Raw genomic sequence first — 17,955 nt, 5'->3', positions numbered from 1 at the left:
GCCTCACGGGCCGCCCCTTTTTTACATCCTGCGCCCGATGATCAGGCCGCCTTCATCGCGTGCTTGCGCGCGCGCATCACGTTGTGGCACTCCTGCACGTCCGGCAGCAGCTGGGTGACTTCCTGGCGCACCCCCGGCGGCAGATCGTTCTCCTTCAGCACATCCTTGAATGCGCCGAGCAGACGGTCCTCGGATTCTTCCAGTTCGGCCACATAGCCGTAGTTGGTGTCGCCGAACGCCGCGCGCACCTTGCCGTAGAACTGCTGCATCGAACCGACCAGGGTGCCGTGCTCGGCCGGCTTGCCACCGCTGGCGGCCACCGAGCCACTCAGCGCGGCGACGATCCTGCCCTTGACGCCGGCGATGCGGACGAACAGCGCCGACAGCTCGGCATCCTTCACCTTGGTGGCCGCTTCCTCGTAGAACGACTTGCCGTCGCGGGCAATTTCAATCAGGTCGTTGAGGCGATGTTCGATGGTGGACTGGGTGCTCATGGCGTTGCTCCTGTCTTCGGATCGGGGGAGAAAAGCAGCGTTGACTGCGCTGCCTGTGGGACCACTGTGGACACGTTGGTGTGGTTCGCGGGTGAGCAGCGATTGATGCCTGCCTCACTTCACCCAACCCGCACTGACTGCTTCACGCCACAGCCGCGTGCGGCTCACATCAAAGCGACCTCACGTGGTCACCAAGGCACGAAGAGAATGATCAGCACGATCACCAGCACGGCAGCGAGTGCTCCCATCAGCACATTTCTCTGGCGCCAGCTGGGCTTCGGTTTTCCGGGGGTATTCATGGCTTTCCTGCCTGCCTCTGTGGATGACCCCGGCAGACTGCGGGATGGGCGACAGCGCCTGCGTGCAGAACGCGTGCAGGCGAGGTGCAGGTCACTGTGGTCACTGTGGTCACTGTCGATTCCCGACACCGTCACGCGTCGGAACAACAAGGGCAGGCCCTTCCGTCTGCAGGAGCACACCGATGTCCCCGACACTCACTGCCTTTGCCACCTCCCCCGACCGCGGCCAGGGTCTGGCCCGTGACATGCGCGTGCGCTGGGCGCTGGAGGAACTGGGCATTGCCTACGACGTGCAGCTGCTCAGCTTTGCGCAGATGAAGCAGCCCGCCCATCTGGCCCGCAATCCGTTCGGCCAGATTCCCACCTGGCAGGAGGGCGAGCAGGTGCTGTTCGAGTCCGGCGCGATCGTCCTGCACCTGGCCGAGCAGCATCCCGGTCTGCTTCCGGCCGATCCGGACGCCCGCCTGCGCGCGATCATGTGGCTGTTCGCCGCCTTGAACACCGTGGAGCCGCCGATCGTCGAGCGCTCGATGGCCTGGGTGCTGGAGCGTGAGCAGCCCTGGTATGCGCAGCGCTTGCCGATGCTCGATGAGCGGGTGCGCACGCGGCTGTCGCAGCTGTCGGCGGCGCTGGGCGCTGCCACCTGGCTTGACGGAAGGTTCAGCGCTGGCGACCTGATGATGGTCTCGGTGCTGCTGCGGCTGAAAAGCAGCGGCATCGTCGATGAGTACCCTGCGTTGGCCGCGTATGTGGCGCGCGCAACGCAGCGCCCCGCCTACCAGCGTGCGTTCGCCGCGCAGCTGGCCGTGTTCCAGAATGCGTAGCTTCACCTACACACAGACTTCACCGCCGGTGGGCTCCGATCGCGTTCGTCGGCCATCCGCAAGGACCTCCCGTGAGCCACTCATCGCACTCGCTTGCCTACCTGCTTGCCCGCCTGCTGCTGATGGCGCTGTTCCTGGTCTCCGGGCTGGGCAAGCTCGGCAATCTGGCCGGCACCCAGGGGTATATGGAAACCATGGGCGTGCCCGGCATCCTGCTGTGGCCGACCATCATCTTCGAGATCGGCAGCGGCCTGTGCATCCTGTTCGGCTTCCAGACCCGGCTGGTCGCCATCGTGCTGGCCGGCTTCAGCCTGGTCACCGCGTTCGTCTTCCACCACAACCTCGGCGATGCGACCCAGCAGATCATGTTCCTGAAGAACCTGGGCCTGGCCGGTGGCTTCCTGTTGCTGGCGTGCACCGGCGCCGGGCGCTACAGCATCGACGGGCGCGGCCGGCGCGGCTAGGCGCCAACCGGCCCTGCCACCGTATCAGCGACGCAGCTCGGCCTCCGGTGCCAAGGTGTGGATCACCTTGCCCTGCGCATCAAGGAATTCGATCGCGCCATAGCCTTCGGCGGTGACCGTCAGGCGCAGGCGGGTGCGGTCGGCCTTGTCGTTCAGCGCAATGGCCGGCGTGCCATCGGCGCCGACCACCAGGCCGATACGGGTCGGTGCCTGCACGCCGGGAATCAGCTTGTTGTCGAGCGCCGGCTCGCGGATCAGCTTCGGCGCCTGGTTGATCGAAAAGCTCACCTGCCCGCCGGGTGACACCCGCCACCCGATCGCATCCATGGCCGGATGATCCAGCGCCAGCACCGCCATGCCACCGTCGACATCGGCGGTGCCGAAGCCACCGCGCTCGCTGCCCTTGTCGTCGTACAGCACCATGCCGGCCACGTTGAAGGCGCGCTTGTACTGGATGCCGTCGATGATCGGCGCCGGCGTCTTGCCGGACAACGTCATGCGGATCACGCCCTGCTCGTCGACGATATCGATGCGGCGCGCGGTGATGCGCTCGCTGTCCGGCGCTTCCACGCGTGTCTGCGGCGCCTTGTCCACGATCAGGCGCTGCAGGGTTTCCACTGACGGGCGCCTGGGCGAAACAGCGTCGTCGGACGCAGCGACCGCCACACTGGGGAGGAGGAAGAAAACCAACCACAGGCAGGAACTGCGCATCAGCGGACCTCCATCCGGGAATGCAGCGGGCGTTGGCAGGCCACCTGCACCAGCATCAGCTGCGCCACCAGGATCAGCATTGCGCAGCCGGACAGCAGCCACGGGTCGATGTACCACTGCGCATTGAGGCTGAATTCCCCGGCAGAAATGCGCTTCCAGCCGTTGAAGTGCTGCATCGCTGCCACCACGAAGGCGAAACCGCCGCACGTGTAGGCAAGCCACGGCACCACGATGCGGCCAGGCCGCGCGAACAGCAGCAGCACGCCCAGCACGCCGATGACCGTGCGCTGCACGCGGCAGTACGGGCAGACATAGGCCAGCCCGCTCCATTCCACCGACCACGCCAGTACGCTGATCAGCACACCCACGGCGCCTGCGATATACAAGGCCCTGGGTGTGATCGTCATGTTGCCGTTGTCTGCCATCTGGTGACTCCCTGCGCTGAGGACCCGCGCAGGGTAGCGCGGTTGGCGCCGTTCCGGCTCAGCGCAGCGGATCGGCCGATACCCCCTCGCGGGTGATCTTCACCGGCAGGATGTGCCCCTGCGCATCGAACTGCAGGCGTTCGATGGCGGTCTGCCGATGGTCGCGCGCGCGGTCTCCCAGCGGCCGGCGATGGTAGACGATGTACCAGCGGTCACTGCCCGGCACCTGGATCACCGAGTTGTGGCCGGCACTGGTGGCGATGGCAGGGTCCTGCTGCAACACCTTGCCGATGCGCTTGAAGGGCCCGGTGGGTGCATCGGCGATGGCGTAGGCCACCGAGTAATCCGGCCCACCCCAACCGCCTTCGGACCACATGAAGTAGTAGTGCCCACCGCGCTTGAACATCAGCGGGCCCTCGACGTACTCCGGTGCGGGCGTGATCTCCTTGAACAGCGTGCCATCGGCCAGCGGCAGCACACCGCTGAAATCGTCCTTCAGGCGCACGATGTTGGCGTGCTTCCAGCCGCCGTAGATCATGTACCAGGCGCCGTCGTCATCGCGGAAGACAAACTGGTCGATGGGCTGTGCGCCGTTGTGGAACGCGCCCACCAGCGGCTTGCCGAGCAGGTCCTTGTACGGCCCTTGCGGGTGATCGGCCACGGCCACGCCGATGCCGCCGAGCTCGCCATCGTTCTGGATATCGTTGGCGGCGAAGAAGAAGTAGTACTTTCCCTTGTTCTCCACCACCGAAGGCGCCCACATCGCGCGCCTGGCCCACGGTACCGCCCTGGCGTTCAGTACGTCGGCATGCTTGGTCCAGTGCAGCAGATCGGGCGAAGAAAACGCATCGAAGGTGGTCTGCGCGTCGTAGTCCGTCGAAGTGGTCGGGAATATCCAATAGCGGTTTCCGAATACCGCTGCTTCCGGGTCGGCATACCAGCCCGGCAGGATCGGATTACCCGAGGTGACTGCCGGCGCGGCCTGCGCACACGTTGCCCCTGCCGCCGCCATGCAGGCGGCCATCATCCACGTACCCAACGCCATGCCGTGCGCTCCCGTGCTGGATCGATAGGCGCATCTTAGATCGATTCAGGTGCGGGTGCGAAGGCAGGCAGCCCCGCGTCGCATGCGCAGTGGGATGCAGGCCTCAAGCTTTCTTGATGACGGTGCGCTTGCCGATGGTGCTGGTCTTGCCCGCCGTCGGCCTGGCCAGACCGGGAATCAGGAAATCGGTGACCTTGTGGCCCTTGGATACCTTGGCCGCCAGCCAGCGCGGCATGCGCCCGCGGCCACTCCAGGTCAGACGCTTGTATTCCGGATCGCGGTACTTGGGGGCGACTTTGCCGGATTTACGACGGGCGGGTCTGCGCGCGGGTGCGGCGTCTTCGGCAGCGCCTTCGCCAAAGAGTTCTTCGATGGTGTAACCGGCTTCGGCCGCGGCGGCCTTCAACAGGCGGCGCACCGCTGCAGCCGGGCGACGGGTGGTGATCAGGGCCTTGCGCTGTTCGGCAGCCACCACCAGGGCGCCCAGCTCGCGCAGGCTGAGCGATTCGATATCGATAGTCATGGAGGGGAAGGTCCATGTTGGCGGGCGGACTGTCAAGCTGGCTTTGCCGCAGACGCCAGGCGCCCGGCGCTCCTTACGGGTGAATTGCGTAGACGAAGAATGCGTCGTCGCGCTGCCAACCCAGGCCTTCATAGAGCCGCTGGGCAGGCAGATTGCTGCGGCCGGTCTGCAGTTCCAACCGGCCGGCACCACGCCGGCGTGCTTCGTCTGTCGCTGCGATCATCAGGGCGCGGGCCAGGCCCTGGCGGCGCGCCGATTTCGCGATGTACAGGTCATAAAGAATGAAACTGCGCTGTGCACTTACGGAATCGAACAGTGGGTACAGCTGGGTAAAGCCGACGATTCCGTGGTCTTCGGCTTCGATTACAAGCACCAGTGAATCACCGCTCTGCAACCGCTCACGCATGAAGCTGGTGGCCAGTTCAAGATCGGCGGGCTGTTGGTAGAACTGCCGGTAGTCGTTGAAGAGTGCAGCGACCTGGGGGAGGTCGGAAGACGCCGCGATGCGGATGGTGGGTGCCATGGGGAGCCTCCGTGCAGAGGCCTGAGCGTGGCGCTGCGGGTGTGAGCGCGGTGTGGCGGGCGATGGCGGCACTGGTGGGCCCATCAGGATTCGAACCTGAAACCAAGGGATTATGAGTCCCCTGCTCTAACCGTTGAGCTATAGGCCCTGTGCAGCGCCACAGTGTAGTGGAGCCCCCCCTTCCCTCGCTACTCAGTCATCAACGGCAAGCCCCTTCGAGACCTGCCGCAACCGAGCTTCAGCAGCCTCTGCGTACACCTGCATCTGCAGCAGATCCTTACGGAACCAGGCTACGTCGCTTTTCGCTCCCTCCAACCCCGACCGATTCTCTCCCCCCTCAAACAGTCCCGCACCAGACTGCGTCAGCAACGCGAACGTGGCGCACCGGGCAAAGTCCCAGCGATCCTCCAGCTCGTCCCGCATCACATCATTCCAGTCCAGCAGCGGCGGGAAATCGGGAAAGCCTCAATCCGAGGCAACGGGCTCAACATCATTCATCGTTGTACTCCAGATGCAGGGGTGATCAAAGCAACAGCCCGCCCCAGGAGTGGTGTGGCGTGTTGCGCGTCTGCATCGGTACCGGGTGTCCGATCCGCCTACGAGGTGTGTTGAGCAACCGCCGAGCCAGCGTGCAGCTGTCGCAGGGAGAATTCAAACGGCAGATGCGACACCGGGTAGGCGCAGCGGACTGGGCCTGGCGCTACCAAGCGGGGAGTTGTGGGACGAATAGTGTTACGTAATGCTCGTCAAACAACGCGCCTCACACGTCCACGTGAAAGCGCAAGCCTCTGTTTATAGGGAATTTTATCCACGACGCGATTGGAGCCCGCCAGAATAGTGTTACGTAACCAATACGAATCCAGACAAGAAAAAACCCCGCCGAAGCGGGGTTTTTCTCAACACATCAGCGCAACCCGGAAATCAGTCGATATCCAGGAAGCTGCGCAGCTGCTCCGAGCGGCTCGGGTGACGCAGCTTGCGCAGGGCCTTCGCTTCGATCTGGCGGATGCGCTCGCGGGTCACGTCGAACTGCTTGCCGACTTCTTCCAGCGTGTGGTCGGTGTTCATGTCGATGCCGAAGCGCATGCGCAGCACCTTGGCTTCCCTCGGGGTGAGGCCGGCCAGCACGTCGCGCACGGTTTCAGACAAGTTGATGTTGGTGGTGTTCTCGATCGGGGACTCCACGTTGGTGTCCTCGATGAAGTCGCCCAGATGGGAATCCTCGTCGTCGCCGATCGGGGTTTCCATCGAGATCGGCTCCTTGGCGATCTTCATCACCTTGCGGATCTTGTCTTCCGGCATGTCCATTTCCTTGGCCAGCTCCTCCGGCGTGGCCTCGCGGCCGTACTGCTGGAGCATCTGGCGGGAAATGCGGTTCAACTTGTTGATCGTCTCGATCATGTGCACCGGAATACGGATGGTGCGTGCCTGGTCGGCGATCGAGCGGGTGATCGCCTGGCGGATCCACCAGGTGGCGTAGGTCGAGAACTTGTAACCGCGGCGGTATTCGAACTTGTCCACGGCCTTCATCAGGCCGATGTTGCCTTCCTGGATCAGGTCGAGGAACTGCAGGCCACGGTTGGTGTACTTCTTGGCGATCGAGATCACCAGGCGCAGGTTGGCCTCCACCATTTCCTTCTTGGCCTTGCGCGCCTTGGCTTCACCGTAGGCCATGGCACGGCTGATTTCCTTCAGCTCTTCCAGGTCCAGCTGGGTCAGCGTCTCGATATCGATCGTCGCCTGCTGTTCGGCGATGATCTGGTCCTTCACTTCGCGCAGCGCCGAGGACCACTTCTGCTTGCGCTTCAGTGCGTCTTCCACCCACTCCAGGTTGGTCTGGTTGCCTTCCCAGGAACGGATGAAGTCCTTGCGCGGCATACGTGCGGTGACGGTGGCCAGGTTCAGCACGCGGCGCTCATGGGCCTTGATGTCGGCCATGGTGTCGCGCAGCTGCTTGGTCAGCACGTCGGTCAGCGGCAGCGGCAGCTTCAGGGTGACGAACACCGCCGACATTTCTTCGCGCAGGCGCGGCAGGTTCTTCTTGTCGCCCTTGGTGGCGGCCTTCTTGAAGGCGTTGAAGGCATCGCTCAGCGCCTGCATGCGCGCGGCGACTTCCTCCGGATCCGGACCGGTCGGTGCGGCTTCTTCCTCGCCACCGTCGACATCATCGTCCTCGTCCTCGTCGCCTTCGGCGTCGGCATCGCTGCTGTCATCGGCAGCGGCCGCCGGCGGCGCCGGCTCTTCGTCGGCCAGGTCGTTGAAGCCGACGATCACTTCGGCCAGGCGCTTCTTGCCTTCCTTGTGGGCTTCGTAGTCGTTCAGCAGCGACTCGACCGAGACCGGGAACTGGCCCAGTGCGGCCTGCACCTGCGAAAGGCCTTCCTCGATGCGCTTGGCAATGGCGATTTCGCCTTCGCGGGTCAGCAGCTCGACGGTGCCCATTTCGCGCATGTACATGCGCACCGGGTCGGTGGTACGGCCACCTTCGGTGTCGAGCGCGCTCAGCGCGGCGGCGGCTTCTTCGGCCGCAGTGTCATCGACTTCGCGGTTACCGGTGTTGCCGTCGTTGAGAAGCAGGGTCTCCACATCCGGCGCAACTTCATGGACATCAATGCCCATGCCGTTGATCATGCCGATAATGTCTTCGATCTGTTCCGGGTCGACCATGTCGTCCGGCAGATGGTCATTGACTTCGGCGTAGGTCAGGTAGCCCTGTTCCAGGCCCTTGCTGATCAGTTGCTTGATTTCGGATTGGGCAGGACGTTCGTTGGCCATGTAGTGCTCGCGCCACCGGCTGGGTAGGAAATAGGGAACGTAGCATTATACCAGCCCGGGGCCCCGCCTGCCGGGCGGTGGTCCCGGCGGCTTCAGGGCCTGAGAAGGAAGGTCACAGGACCGTCATTGACCAGGCTGACGACCATATGGGCACCAAATCGGCCCGTTTCCACCCCTGGGGCGTGATTTTCACGGCAGATCCCGACAAATCGGTTGAACCCGCGTTCAGCCTCGTCCGGCGGTGCGGCCGTGGTGAAACTGGGCCGCATGCCCGAACGGGTGTCGGCGGCCAGGGTGAACTGGCTGATCAGCAGTAGGCCGCCGCCGGTGTCGCGCAGCGACCGGTTCATCTTCCCGGCCTCGTCGGCGAACACGCGGTAGCCCAGCAGGCGCTCGGCCATGCGCTGCAGCTGGGCCTCGCTGTCGCCCGGCTCCATGCCGACCAGCGCCAGCAGCCCGGGGCCGATCTGCCCCACCGCTTCGCCCTCGACGTGGACGGCGGCCTGGCTGACGCGCTGGATCAGGACGAGCATGCGGGGGGCTTCCAATGAACACGGCCGGCCACGATAACAGCGCCCTTGGCTAAACTGGCGCCAATGAATCCGCAACGCAAAGCCCGGCTGGTCTACCGCGCCACCACCCTGTTCGCCCGCCTGCCCTGGCCGCTGCTGCGGGGCGTCGCGCGCGCCCTGGCGTGGGCGTGGATCAATCTCAACGCCCGTGAGAGCCGCGTCACCCGCCGCAACCTGGAACTGGCCTACCCGGAACTGGACGCTGCCGCGCGCGACCGCCTGCACCGCGAACTGCTGCGTTCGACCGCCCTGCAGGCCATCGAGACCCTGCGCCTGTGGAGCCAGAGGCCGGCCGACAACCTGCGCCTGCACCTGAAGCAGCGCCACGGCGAAGCCCTGTACGACGCGGCGCTGGCCAGCGGCAAGGGCGTGATCGTGGCCGCCCCGCACTTCGGCAACTGGGAGCTGCTGAACCAGTGGCTGGCCTCGCGTGGGCAGATCGCCATCGTCTACAAGCCGCCGGAGGACGAGGCCACCGATGCCTTCCTGCAGCTGGTGCGCGGCGGCCAGAATGTGCAGCAGGTGCGCGCCGAAGGCCCGGCCGTGCGCCAGTTGTTCAAGGTGCTCAAGGAGGGCGGTGCCACCGGCATCCTGCCCGACCAGCAGCCCAAGGCCGGCGACGGCGTGTTCGTGCCGTTCTTCGGCGTGCAGGCGCTGACCATGACCCTGGTCAACCGCCTGGCCGAGCGCACCGGCGCCACCGTGCTGTATGGCTGGTGCGAGCGCATCGGGCCGGACATGGAATTTGCCCTGCACATCGAACCAACCGAGCCGGCGGTGGCCGATCCGGACCCGCAGGTGGCCGCCACCGCGCTCAATGCCGGCATCGAGCGCATCGCCCGGCGCGACCCGACGCAGTACCAGTGGACCTACAAGCGCTATACGCTGCGGCCACCGGGCAGCGGCGAGGACGACCCTTACGCCACCGAGGAACATCCGCACTGACGGCCGCCGCACCGAGGCCCGACCGGCCCCTGCGACCGGCAGCCGCACCGTGTTGAATACGACGCCGGCGCCCCCATAGAGACTGCGATGTCCGCCTCCCCCGGTCCTGCCATGCCTGCTTCTTCCCTGTTCGGCGACCCCGCCGCGATCCGCTGCGAACGCGCGGTGGCCGAACTGCGCGCCGGCCGCCCGGTGCTGCTCCACGATGGCCAGGGCCAGCGCCTGGCGGTCATCGCACTGGACAGTGCCACCGCCAGCAGCTTTGCCACCTTTGCCAATGCAGCGCGCGAGCGCCACTACCTGTTCCTGACCGCCACCCGCGCCCGCGTGCTCGGCGTGGAGGCAGCGCAGGGCGCGCGCCTGCCGCTGGCCGGCATCGCCTTTGATGCGCTGCCCTCGCTGGGTTATCTGCGCGAGCCGGGGCCGATGCCGGCTGACTGGAGCGCCGGTGATGCCTTCGATGCCGGTGCGGTGGAACTGGCGCGCCTGGGCCTGCTGCTGCCGGCGATGGTCGCGGTACGCCTGGAATCCGGCGACAGCACCTTCGACGGTGCCGCTGAAGTAGCCCTGTGCGACCTGGCCGAGGGTGCGGCACACGCGGCCCACGACTACGAACTGGTGGCGCGTTCGCCAGTGCCGCTGCGCGACGTCGGCATGACCACCTTCGCGGTGTTCCGCGGCGGCGTGGCGCAGCGCGACCAGGTGGCGATCATCGTCGGCGAGCCGGACCTGTCGGCGGTGGTGCCGGTGCGCGTGCACTCCTCGTGCCTGACCGGCGACCTGTTCGGTTCACTCAAGTGCGACTGCGGCGACCAGCTGCGGCGAGGCCTGCGCAAGCTGAAGGAGCTGGGCGGCGGCGTGCTGCTGTACCTGGACCAGGAAGGCCGTGGCACCGGCATTGCCGCCAAGATGCGCGCCTATGGCTACCAGCACGACGGCCTGGACACCATCGACGCCGATGCGCAGCTGGGCTTCGGTGCCGACGAGCGCCGCTATGGCAGCGCGGTGGCGATGCTGCGCGGCCTGGGCGTCACCCGCGTGGCCCTGCTCAGCAACAACCCGACCAAGGCGCAGCGCCTGCGCAATGCCGGCATCGAGGTGCTGGACTGCATTCCGGTCACTGGCGAGATCACCACCGAGAACGAGCACTATCTGCGCACCAAGGCCGACCGTGCCGGCCACCTGCTGGATGTGGATGCACTGATCCAGGCTGCGCAGTAACGCAGCCGACCTGCTACCGTCTGCGCGGTGCGGCCACGGCCGCCATCGCCCGCCCTGCCGCCTGACGGAGCCTGCGTGACCGACGTCGTTCCTGCCACCCCGCCCACCGCCGCCTGGCAGTCGCTGCCCCCGCGCGCGGCGCGTCTGGCCGCATTTGAAGGCGCCTTCGGTGGCCTGTTCGTGCCGGGCCTGCCACTGGCGGCGGCCTGGTGGTTCTTCGATCTTCCCGGCGGCTTCTGGGCTGCATCGGCGGGACTGCTGGCGGGGCTGCTGTTCGGCGCCTGGCTGGGCCATCGGCGCCTCACCCGCACCCGCTGGCGGCTGGATGCACAGGGCCTGGGCCTGCGTCGCGACCTGATGTGGCAGCTGGAAACGCGCATTCCCGTTTCGCGCGTGCAGCACCTGGACCTGCGCCGCGGTCCGCTGGAACGCCGCGCCGGCCTGGCCACCCTGATCGTGCACACCGCCGGCACGCGCATGAGCGCGGTCACCGTCAGCGGCCTGGACGAAGCCGACGCCGAACGCCTGCGTGACACCCTGGCGCACCAGCTGGACCAGGACGCCGACGCCCTGTGAGCCTGCCGCCGCCCCTGCCCGCATCGCTGCCCGCCGGTGGCGAGGACCATCGCCTGCACCCGTGGTCGTGGCTGTTCGTGCTGTTGATGCAGCTGCGCCACTACTTCCTGCCGCTGGTTGCGCTGCTGGTGTTCGGCCAGCGCGGTGACCGCGATCCGATGTGGGCACAGCTGGTTCCACTGTCCGCGATCGCCGTGCTGGTGCTGGTGTCGGTGCTGCAGTACCTGAGCTATCGCTACCGCATCGGCAGCGATGCGATCACCGTGCGCAGCGGATTGCTTGCGCGCAATCGTCGCGAGATTCCGTTCGCCCGCATCCACAATGTGGAGGTGCGGCAGAACCCGCTGCATCGCCTGTTCGGCGTGGCCGAACTGCGCCTGGAGTCGGCCGGCGGCGCCCGCCCGGAAGCGGAAATGCGGGTCCTGAAGCTGGACCAGGCGCTGGCGCTGGAGCGTCTGGTGCGCCAGCGCGGGCACGCGCCACAGGCCGCCGATACCCACGCCACCACCGACACCGCCGATGCAGGCGACGGGCAGGTACTGCTGCGCCTGTCGAGCTGGGAGGTGGTGCGCATGGGGCTGCTCTCCAACCGCGGCTGGACTCTGGTGGTGGCCGCCATCGGCGTGCTGTTCCAGATCGTGCCGCGTTCGCTGATGGACGATGCCCTGCAGCGCGGCGGCCGCGAGGCGTTTGGCTATGCCAGTCATCTGCACCCCGGCGTGGCCGGTGCCTTCGCGCTGCTGGCCGGTGCGCTGCTGCTGGGCTGGCTGGTGCTGCGCGCGCTGTCAGTGGTGCTGACCCTGTTGCGCTATCACGGCTTCATCCTCGCCGAGCAGGCCGGTCGCCTGACCGTGTCGGCCGGCCTGCTCAGCCGCACCCGCAGCAGCGTGGCGCGTCGCCGCATCCAGGCCTGGACGCTGCGTGAGGGCACCCTGCATCGATGGTTCGGGCTGCGTCAGCTGCGTATCGACAGCGCCGCCGGTGGCCCATCGCGCGAGGAAGATCGTGCCCTGCGCGAGCTGGCGCCGCTGGCTCCGGCGTCGCGTTGCGAGCAGTTGGTGCAGCAGCTGCTGCCGCACCTGCACTGGCCGCCCGCGTACTGGCAGGCGGTGCCGCAGCGCGGCCGGTGGCGGCTGTGCGTGGGTGCGCTGGTGCTGGTTCCAGCGCTGGCGGCGGCCGGCTACTGGCGCTGGGGTGGCTGGGGCCTGATCGTTCTGGCCTGGCTGCCGGTGGCATTGTGGGTGGCGCGCCAGCAGATGGAGCGCATCGGCTGGTACCTGGATGCGCACTACGTGGCGGTGCGTGGCGGCTGGTGGAACCGCTGGTGGCGCTGGGCCGAGCTGGACAAGGTGCAGGGCCTGCGGCTGCAACGCTCGCCGCTGGACAGGCTGCTGGGCACCAGCAGCCTGCAGCTGGACACCGCCGGTGCACACGGTGATGTGGCATTGACCCTGTCCTACCTGCCGCAGGCACAGGCGCAGCAGGTGATGGATCAGCTGGCCAGCGCGCTGGCACGGCGCAAGCTGCGCTGGTGAGGCGGCACTACCCGTTCACCGCTGCGACGGTCCCCAGTAGCCCAGATCCCTGCGGATCTGCAGGTCGCGAACCCAGCTGCCGAACGGCTTGCGGCGCAACACGCCCATTTCACCGGACAGGAAATCCTCGGTCGCCGCGATCACCCGTTCGCTGGACAGGCCATCACGGTAGGGATGGATGGCATCGGCATAACGCACGATCTCCGCCTTCAGCGCCGCGTCCGGGTGCAGCGCGCGCTGCAGCATCGCCGCCAGCTGCGCCGGGTCATCGAAGTCGATCATGTGCGGCTTCGGCACGCGGTTGCGGAAGGTCACCACCGGCTTGTGCTGGACGATGAACTCCGAAACGATCGACGAGGTATCCGACACCAGCACGTCGGCCGCACGCTGGGCGGCCATCACCTGCTCGGGCTCGATGAAGCGCGCATTGGCACCGGCCAGCGCGCGGTACTGCTCGAACAGCTGTGGCGGGCACTTCGGGTGCAGGGTCAGCAGCCAGTAGCGCTCGCCAGCGGCGATGTCGGCGGCGATCGGTGCATGCAGGTGCGGAGCCGCACTGAGGCGTTCGGTGAAGGTCGAGCCGAACAGGACCACCGGGCGATCGGCCGCGGGCGCGCGCAGCGCGGCGCTCTCGCCGCCATCATCGCGGAACAGGGGATCCAGTTTCGGCCAGCCGGTCTCGACCACCGCGAAGTGGCCCTGCTGATCGGCGATCTGGCGGAACGGTGCGGTGGTGGCCGGGCCCTGCGTGCAGTACAGGTCGAACATGCCGCGCACCCGGAAGTGGCCACGCGCACTGTCACGCTTCTCCACGTTGAAGCCATGGAACAGCTGCACCTTGGCCCCGGACAGGAACGTCGGTACCCAGTTGGCGGCGCTGAACACCGCGCGCGGACGCATCGCCAGGGCCTGCTTCAGGCCGATGTTGGGCACCCCGGGCAGGCTGCTGCCGGCCGCGCCGCCCTCGAACCAGGCGGCCAGCTCCTGCCCGGAGGCGTGCAAGGCCTGCGCCAACGGGGCGAGAATAGGCAGCGCATAGCGCTCCGTCGCAAACAACAGGTAACCGGCCATCATGTCCTCCACGACCGCTCCCATCGAACGGCCTCGCATCTCGGCGTGCATTATCACGTTCAACGAGGCCGGCCGCATCGGCGACTGCCTGGCCTCGCTGGACTTCTGCGATGAGATCGTGGTGGTGGACTCGCAGTCCACCGACGCCACCGTGTCCATCGCCGAAGCGGCCGGTGCCCGCGTGCTGCAGCGGCCGTTCGACGGCTTCCGCAGCCAGAAGGCGTTCTGCGTAGAGCAGGCCAGCCACGACTGGGTGCTGTGCCTGGACGCCGATGAGCGCATCAGCCCGGACCTGCGCACGGCCATCGAACAGGCCCGCGACGGCGGCTTCGCAGGCCATGCCGGCTACCGCTTCGCGCGCCTCTCCGAGTACTTCGGCAAGTTCCTGCGCCACGGCAACGCCTACCCGGACCGGGTGCTGCGCCTGTTCGACCGCCGCCAGGGCGGCTGGCGCGGCAAGCGCGAGATCCACGAAGCGGCCAGCGTCGACGGCAGCGTCGGCGCCCTGCGCGGCGACCTGCTGCACTATCCCTACCGCTCGCTGCAGCAGCAGCTGGCCAAGACCGAGAAGTACGCGCGGATGATGGCCGAGCACGAATTCGCACGTGGCAAGCGCGCCACCCTGGGCAAGCTGGTGCTGGCGCCGGCCTGGCGGTTCTGGCGCGGCTTCCTGTTCCGTGGCGGCTTCCGCGACGGCTGGCATGGCCTGGTCTATGCCTATGTCCGCGCCAACTACGTACGGCAGAAGACCATCATGCTGTGGATGCTGGGCAACGGCCAGGCGGTGGCCGATCCGCCAGGCGCCTGATCGTCGGCTGTCGCGTGGCGGTCAACCGCCGAGGCGTGCCCGGTGCCGCGCACCTTCGACGATCGACAGGCCGGTCAGCAGGCCGACCAGGGTGACGTAGAAACTGGCCGTCATCTGGTGCGCGAACATCGACTGGGTCAAGCCGCACAGGGCGTAGGTGATCACCAGCATCACGCCGGCGGCCGCTGGACCGCGGAACGTTGCCCGGCCACTGCGCCGGTGCAGGCGCACGAACAACCAGAGCGGAATGCCGTAGACCGCCAGCAGCAGTGCCAGGCCCGGAACTCCCTGGGTGGCCGCCCATTCGGCGATATCGTTGTGCGCATGCCCCAGGTGGCAACGTGCCTCGGCCGGGTTGTCGCGGCAGACCGGTACCCGCTGCATGGCGTTGTCGAAATGCCCGATGCCAACCCCAACCAGCGGGTGGTCAACGAAGGTGTCCCAGGCCACCTGCAGGCGTTCCACGCGCGCGCCGGCCGACGAATCGCTGTCGCCCTGCTCCATGCGCTGCACATCGCTGTGCAGTTCGCTCAGGCGTACCTGGTGGCGCAGTTCCGGCACCGACAGCAGCAGTGTCGCACCGATGGCCAGCATGCCCGCCAGCACCGACAGCCGCGCCGCACCGGTCCGCCAGCGCAGGCTCAGCGCCAACACCACCAGCAGCGCCAGCAACGCCGCGAAGACCCCGCGGCTGCCGGTCAGGACGATGGTGCCGCAGCCGGCCGCCATGCCCACGATCACCAGCGACCAGCGCCGCGATGGGCGGCAGAACACCAGCAGCACCATCAGCACCATCACGATGTCGGCCAGCACGATGGCATTGGTGAACAGTTCGGCGCGCGGCGCACCACCGAGCACCTGCCACAGCGACATGGCGAAGGTGGCCAGCAGACCGGTCAGCGCGCCGTACCAGAGCCAACGCAGGTCGGGACGCAACGCGCAGACCCACAAGGCGATCCACGGAATCACCACGAAGCGCGAGCGATTGTCGACGTCACGCAGGCCCTGTTCGAACAGCAGGACCGATACCAGCCCCAATACCAGCACGGCCAGCATCAGCCAGGTCAGCACCTTGACCGGCTGCCCGGCCATGCCACGCGCGCGCCACAGCAGCTCCGGCGCCAGCAAGGTACTGAGCAGCAGCAGCAGGCCATACGGCAGCAGGTTGATCGGCACGGTCAGGACCAGCGCCGGCAAGCAGAACAGGCCCAGTTGGGCCAGCCCGTGCGCAGCGCCCTGGCGCCCACCGACGGGAATGCCCAGCAGATCGCCGCCCTTGGAATTCAGGTTGTCCGATGAAGCTGGCACGTCGGAGATATCGCTGCAATCTGCGGAATGAACGGAAGCGGCCACCGAGGTCGTTTCCGCCTGCTGTTTTACTGCCTTTGGCCGCGCTTGGGCAGACTGGACAAGTCGAAATGGTAGGCGCTAGTCATGTTCCTGCAAGCGCCGTTCACGTTCCCGTTCGGCCGGGGTGGCCACGCACGGCAGGCTGACCGCTGCCGCAGGCACCAGCCACCAGCGGCGGCGGTTGGCCACACCGGCCAGTTCCGCGCGGCTGCGGTCGACGCAGGACAGCAGGGCGTGCTCGTTGACCAGCAACCAGCGACGTTCGGGCACCAGTCGCTGCCAGCGGGTCGCGGCCGCCAGCTGCGCGTACCAGGGGGTCTGGAAGCCGAACGTGGCCGCCGGGCGGTCGGCCAGCAGCAGGTTCTGTTCCTTCCATGCCACCAGCCCCAGTTCCGCGTCCGGGCCGATGCGGGCCCCCACCGTCCGCATCAGCCCATGGGCGGAACTGGAATCGTTCAGCAGCGGGTAGCCGATCAGGCTGTACACCGTCCATATCCCGGCCAGGGTCGAGACCAGCGCCAGGTGACGCCGGCGGCCACTGGCCAGCAGGCTCAAGCCACCCCACAGGCCCATGGCCAGAATCGCCCACGCCAGCGCGTCGACCGCCCCCGGCGCCAGCCCGCGGCTGTGCGTCAGACGCAGCTCGTAGCCCGGGTCCCCCAGCAGTGCCAGGGCTCCGGCCACTGCCAGGCCCAACGCCAACAGTGCGGTGAACGCGCCCACCACGGCCTGCACGTCACGCCGCTTCAGCAGGCCCGGCAACAACGGCGCCAGCGCCAGGCAGAACATCGGCAGCGCCGGCAGGATGTACACATCGCGCTTGCCGTCGGGCAGGGAAAAGAACAGCACCACCAGCAGCCACCAGGCCAGCGGCAGCAGGTAGCGCGGGTCACGGCGGCGCAGGCGCCGGCGCCACGCCGGGAGCGCCCAGGGCAAGGCCAGGATCGGCGGAATCCACAGCAGCGGCATCGTCGCCAGGAAGTACCAGCCGGGCTGGTGGTGGTCCCAGGAATGGGTGTAGCGCCGCGCCGTCTGCTGGAACAGGATGTCGTCGATGTAGGCCCGGTAGGCATCCGAGCCGGTAGCCAACGCCGCCAGCAGCATCGGCGCCAGCCACAACGCCACGGCCAGCACGAAGGCCAGCGGTGCCAGCCAGAAACGCGGGTCGCGTGCGTGCAGCTGCAGCCGCGGCCAGTGCAGCGCCGCGGCCAGCGCCGCCGGCACCAGCATCAGCAGCGCCAGCAGGCCCACGCCCTTGGTGATCACCCCGATACCGGCGAAGAACCAGCCCAGCCACCACCAGCGCCAGGCCGGGCCCAGCAGCAGATGGCGCAGCAGGCCGTAGTTGGCCAGGGTGATGAACAGCAGCAGCAGCGCGTCGATCTGCGCCTTCTTCGCCTGGAAGGTGAACTGCAGCGCGAACAGCAGGGCCCAGCCCGCATACAGCCCCACCCGCCGCGTCCACAGCCGGCGGCCCAGATCCACCACGCACCACAGCGTGCCCAGCGCCGCCAGCAGCGACGGCAGCAGGAAGGCCACGCGCCAGTGCCCGATCAGGCTGTACAGCGTGGCCTGCCACCACATCAGCATCGGTGGCTTGTCCGAGTACAGCTCGGTGCCACGATGCGGGAACAGCCAGTGCCCGCTGTCGATCATCTGCTTGGCCACCAGCGCGAAGCGTGGCTCGTCCGACGGCCACGGATCGCGAAGGCCAAGCCCGGCCCCCAGCACCAGCAGGGCCATCACCGCCAACAACCAGGTCTCGCGCGACGCGCGGGTTTTCAGCATGGGGCT

General features: G+C 67.3%; 19 protein-coding genes and 1 tRNA gene. 7 read left to right on the top strand and 13 right to left on the bottom strand.

The genetic code is table 11. From position 1 onward, the window contains the following. Positions 1-41 precede the first annotated feature (41 nt). Positions 42-494: a PA2169 family four-helix-bundle protein gene (locus LZ605_RS18125; RefSeq protein WP_249842760.1), complete on the bottom strand. Its 453-nt coding sequence runs from the start codon at positions 492-494 to the stop codon at positions 42-44. 481 nt (positions 495-975) lie between these two features. On the opposite strand from LZ605_RS18125, the gene LZ605_RS18120 reads away from it, so the two are divergent. After that, positions 976-1,617, top strand: a complete 642-nt coding sequence (locus LZ605_RS18120) for a glutathione S-transferase family protein (RefSeq protein ID WP_249842759.1) — start codon at positions 976-978, stop codon at positions 1,615-1,617. Between the two features lie 71 nt (positions 1,618-1,688). Beyond that, complete coding sequence (locus LZ605_RS18115) at positions 1,689-2,081, top strand: DoxX family protein (protein WP_107231906.1); 393 nt, start codon at positions 1,689-1,691, stop codon at positions 2,079-2,081. Positions 2,082-2,105: 24 nt separating this feature from the next. Here LZ605_RS18115 and LZ605_RS18110 read toward each other — a convergent pair whose 3' ends face one another. From LZ605_RS18110 to dtd, 9 genes are all read right to left on the bottom strand, one after another. Then, positions 2,106-2,792 (bottom strand): hypothetical protein, encoded by a 687-nt coding sequence (locus tag LZ605_RS18110; protein ID WP_249842758.1) that lies wholly within the window; start codon positions 2,790-2,792, stop codon positions 2,106-2,108. Further along, a complete protein-coding gene (locus LZ605_RS18105) occupies positions 2,792-3,217 on the bottom strand; it encodes a hypothetical protein (protein ID WP_249842757.1) in 426 nt (141 codons plus the stop codon). Before LZ605_RS18105 ends, LZ605_RS18110 begins: the two co-directional genes overlap by 1 nt. Before the next feature lie 58 nt (positions 3,218-3,275). Continuing rightward, complete coding sequence (locus LZ605_RS18100) at positions 3,276-4,262, bottom strand: glycoside hydrolase family 43 protein (protein WP_249842756.1); 987 nt, start codon at positions 4,260-4,262, stop codon at positions 3,276-3,278. 103 nt (positions 4,263-4,365) lie between these two features. Continuing rightward, positions 4,366-4,785 carry an H-NS family nucleoid-associated regulatory protein gene (locus tag LZ605_RS18095; RefSeq protein ID WP_249842755.1) on the bottom strand — a complete coding sequence of 140 codons (420 nt, stop codon included), beginning with the start codon at positions 4,783-4,785 and terminating at the stop codon, positions 4,366-4,368. Positions 4,786-4,858: 73 nt separating this feature from the next. Next, positions 4,859-5,308 (bottom strand): GNAT family N-acetyltransferase, encoded by a 450-nt coding sequence (locus LZ605_RS18090; RefSeq protein WP_249842754.1) that lies wholly within the window; start codon positions 5,306-5,308, stop codon positions 4,859-4,861. A gap of 72 nt (positions 5,309-5,380) precedes the next feature. Continuing rightward, positions 5,381-5,456, bottom strand: a tRNA-Ile gene (locus LZ605_RS18085). Positions 5,457-5,500: 44 nt separating this feature from the next. Further along, positions 5,501-5,731, bottom strand: a complete 231-nt coding sequence (locus LZ605_RS18080) for a hypothetical protein (RefSeq protein ID WP_249842753.1) — start codon at positions 5,729-5,731, stop codon at positions 5,501-5,503. Positions 5,732-6,229: 498 nt separating this feature from the next. Then, positions 6,230-8,083, bottom strand: coding sequence for an RNA polymerase sigma factor RpoD (gene rpoD / locus LZ605_RS18075; protein ID WP_249842752.1), 1,854 nt, complete (start codon positions 8,081-8,083; stop codon positions 6,230-6,232). A 92-nt stretch (positions 8,084-8,175) separates the two neighbouring features. Next, positions 8,176-8,616 carry a D-aminoacyl-tRNA deacylase gene (dtd, locus tag LZ605_RS18070; RefSeq protein ID WP_249842751.1) on the bottom strand — a complete coding sequence of 147 codons (441 nt, stop codon included), beginning with the start codon at positions 8,614-8,616 and terminating at the stop codon, positions 8,176-8,178. Positions 8,617-8,679: 63 nt separating this feature from the next. Between dtd and LZ605_RS18065 the strand changes: the two genes are divergently transcribed. The 4 genes from LZ605_RS18065 (at position 8,680) to LZ605_RS18050 (ending at position 12,932) form a co-directional block, all read left to right on the top strand. Continuing rightward, positions 8,680-9,600 carry a lauroyl acyltransferase gene (locus LZ605_RS18065; protein ID WP_249842750.1) on the top strand — a complete coding sequence of 307 codons (921 nt, stop codon included), beginning with the start codon at positions 8,680-8,682 and terminating at the stop codon, positions 9,598-9,600. An 87-nt stretch (positions 9,601-9,687) separates the two neighbouring features. Next, complete coding sequence (gene ribA / locus LZ605_RS18060) at positions 9,688-10,821, top strand: GTP cyclohydrolase II RibA (protein ID WP_249842749.1); 1,134 nt, start codon at positions 9,688-9,690, stop codon at positions 10,819-10,821. 75 nt (positions 10,822-10,896) lie between these two features. Further along, positions 10,897-11,397 (top strand): PH domain-containing protein, encoded by a 501-nt coding sequence (locus LZ605_RS18055; RefSeq protein WP_249842748.1) that lies wholly within the window; start codon positions 10,897-10,899, stop codon positions 11,395-11,397. Beyond that, on the top strand, positions 11,394-12,932 hold the full coding sequence (locus LZ605_RS18050) for a PH domain-containing protein (RefSeq protein ID WP_249842747.1): 1,539 nt from the start codon (positions 11,394-11,396) through the stop codon (positions 12,930-12,932). The genes LZ605_RS18055 and LZ605_RS18050 overlap by 4 nt, the downstream gene beginning before the upstream one ends. 15 nt (positions 12,933-12,947) lie before the next feature. Here LZ605_RS18050 and LZ605_RS18045 read toward each other — a convergent pair whose 3' ends face one another. Next, positions 12,948-14,006 carry a CDP-glycerol glycerophosphotransferase family protein gene (locus LZ605_RS18045; protein ID WP_249844945.1) on the bottom strand — a complete coding sequence of 353 codons (1,059 nt, stop codon included), beginning with the start codon at positions 14,004-14,006 and terminating at the stop codon, positions 12,948-12,950. Between LZ605_RS18045 and LZ605_RS18040 the strand changes: the two genes are divergently transcribed. Beyond that, positions 14,005-14,811, top strand: a complete 807-nt coding sequence (locus tag LZ605_RS18040; RefSeq protein ID WP_249842746.1) for a glycosyltransferase family 2 protein — start codon at positions 14,005-14,007, stop codon at positions 14,809-14,811. The genes LZ605_RS18045 and LZ605_RS18040 overlap by 2 nt on opposite strands. A 21-nt stretch (positions 14,812-14,832) precedes the next feature. Here the strand turns inward: LZ605_RS18040 and LZ605_RS18035 are convergent, their stop codons facing one another. Together LZ605_RS18035 and LZ605_RS18030 are read right to left on the bottom strand one after the other, a co-directional pair. After that, the gene (locus tag LZ605_RS18035) at positions 14,833-16,098 is read right to left on the bottom strand and encodes an O-antigen ligase family protein (RefSeq protein ID WP_409461467.1); all 1,266 of its coding nucleotides are present in this window, start codon (positions 16,096-16,098) and stop codon (positions 14,833-14,835) included. A 141-nt stretch (positions 16,099-16,239) separates the two neighbouring features. Next, entirely contained in the window at positions 16,240-17,949 is a 1,710-nt protein-coding gene (locus LZ605_RS18030) for an ArnT family glycosyltransferase (RefSeq protein ID WP_249842745.1), read from the bottom strand. Between the last annotated feature and the right edge of the window lie 6 nt (positions 17,950-17,955).

This window comes from Stenotrophomonas maltophilia, assembly GCF_023518235.1.
In the GTDB taxonomy this organism is placed as follows: domain Bacteria; phylum Pseudomonadota; class Gammaproteobacteria; order Xanthomonadales; family Xanthomonadaceae; genus Stenotrophomonas.
Note: the sequence above shows the minus strand (reverse complement) of the source record. Positions and strands in the feature narration are given on the sequence as shown.

Coding starts and splice junctions, on each gene's coding strand:
- LZ605_RS18120 (WP_249842759.1), top strand. CDS start 976: ATGTCCCCGACACTCACTGCCTTTGCCACCTCCCCCGACCGCGGCCAG.
- rpoD (WP_249842752.1), bottom strand. CDS start 8,083: ATGGCCAACGAACGTCCTGCCCAATCCGAAATCAAGCAACTGATCAGC.
- LZ605_RS18045 (WP_249844945.1), bottom strand. CDS start 14,006: ATGATGGCCGGTTACCTGTTGTTTGCGACGGAGCGCTATGCGCTGCCT.
- LZ605_RS18125 (WP_249842760.1), bottom strand. CDS start 494: ATGAGCACCCAGTCCACCATCGAACATCGCCTCAACGACCTGATTGAA.
- LZ605_RS18100 (WP_249842756.1), bottom strand. CDS start 4,262: ATGGCGTTGGGTACGTGGATGATGGCCGCCTGCATGGCGGCGGCAGGG.
- LZ605_RS18110 (WP_249842758.1), bottom strand. CDS start 2,792: ATGCGCAGTTCCTGCCTGTGGTTGGTTTTCTTCCTCCTCCCCAGTGTG.
- LZ605_RS18095 (WP_249842755.1), bottom strand. CDS start 4,785: ATGACTATCGATATCGAATCGCTCAGCCTGCGCGAGCTGGGCGCCCTG.
- LZ605_RS18105 (WP_249842757.1), bottom strand. CDS start 3,217: ATGGCAGACAACGGCAACATGACGATCACACCCAGGGCCTTGTATATC.
- ribA (WP_249842749.1), top strand. CDS start 9,688: ATGTCCGCCTCCCCCGGTCCTGCCATGCCTGCTTCTTCCCTGTTCGGC.
- LZ605_RS18080 (WP_249842753.1), bottom strand. CDS start 5,731: ATGCGGGACGAGCTGGAGGATCGCTGGGACTTTGCCCGGTGCGCCACG.
- LZ605_RS18030 (WP_249842745.1), bottom strand. CDS start 17,949: ATGCTGAAAACCCGCGCGTCGCGCGAGACCTGGTTGTTGGCGGTGATG.
- LZ605_RS18040 (WP_249842746.1), top strand. CDS start 14,005: ATGTCCTCCACGACCGCTCCCATCGAACGGCCTCGCATCTCGGCGTGC.
- LZ605_RS18065 (WP_249842750.1), top strand. CDS start 8,680: ATGAATCCGCAACGCAAAGCCCGGCTGGTCTACCGCGCCACCACCCTG.
- dtd (WP_249842751.1), bottom strand. CDS start 8,616: ATGCTCGTCCTGATCCAGCGCGTCAGCCAGGCCGCCGTCCACGTCGAG.
- LZ605_RS18090 (WP_249842754.1), bottom strand. CDS start 5,308: ATGGCACCCACCATCCGCATCGCGGCGTCTTCCGACCTCCCCCAGGTC.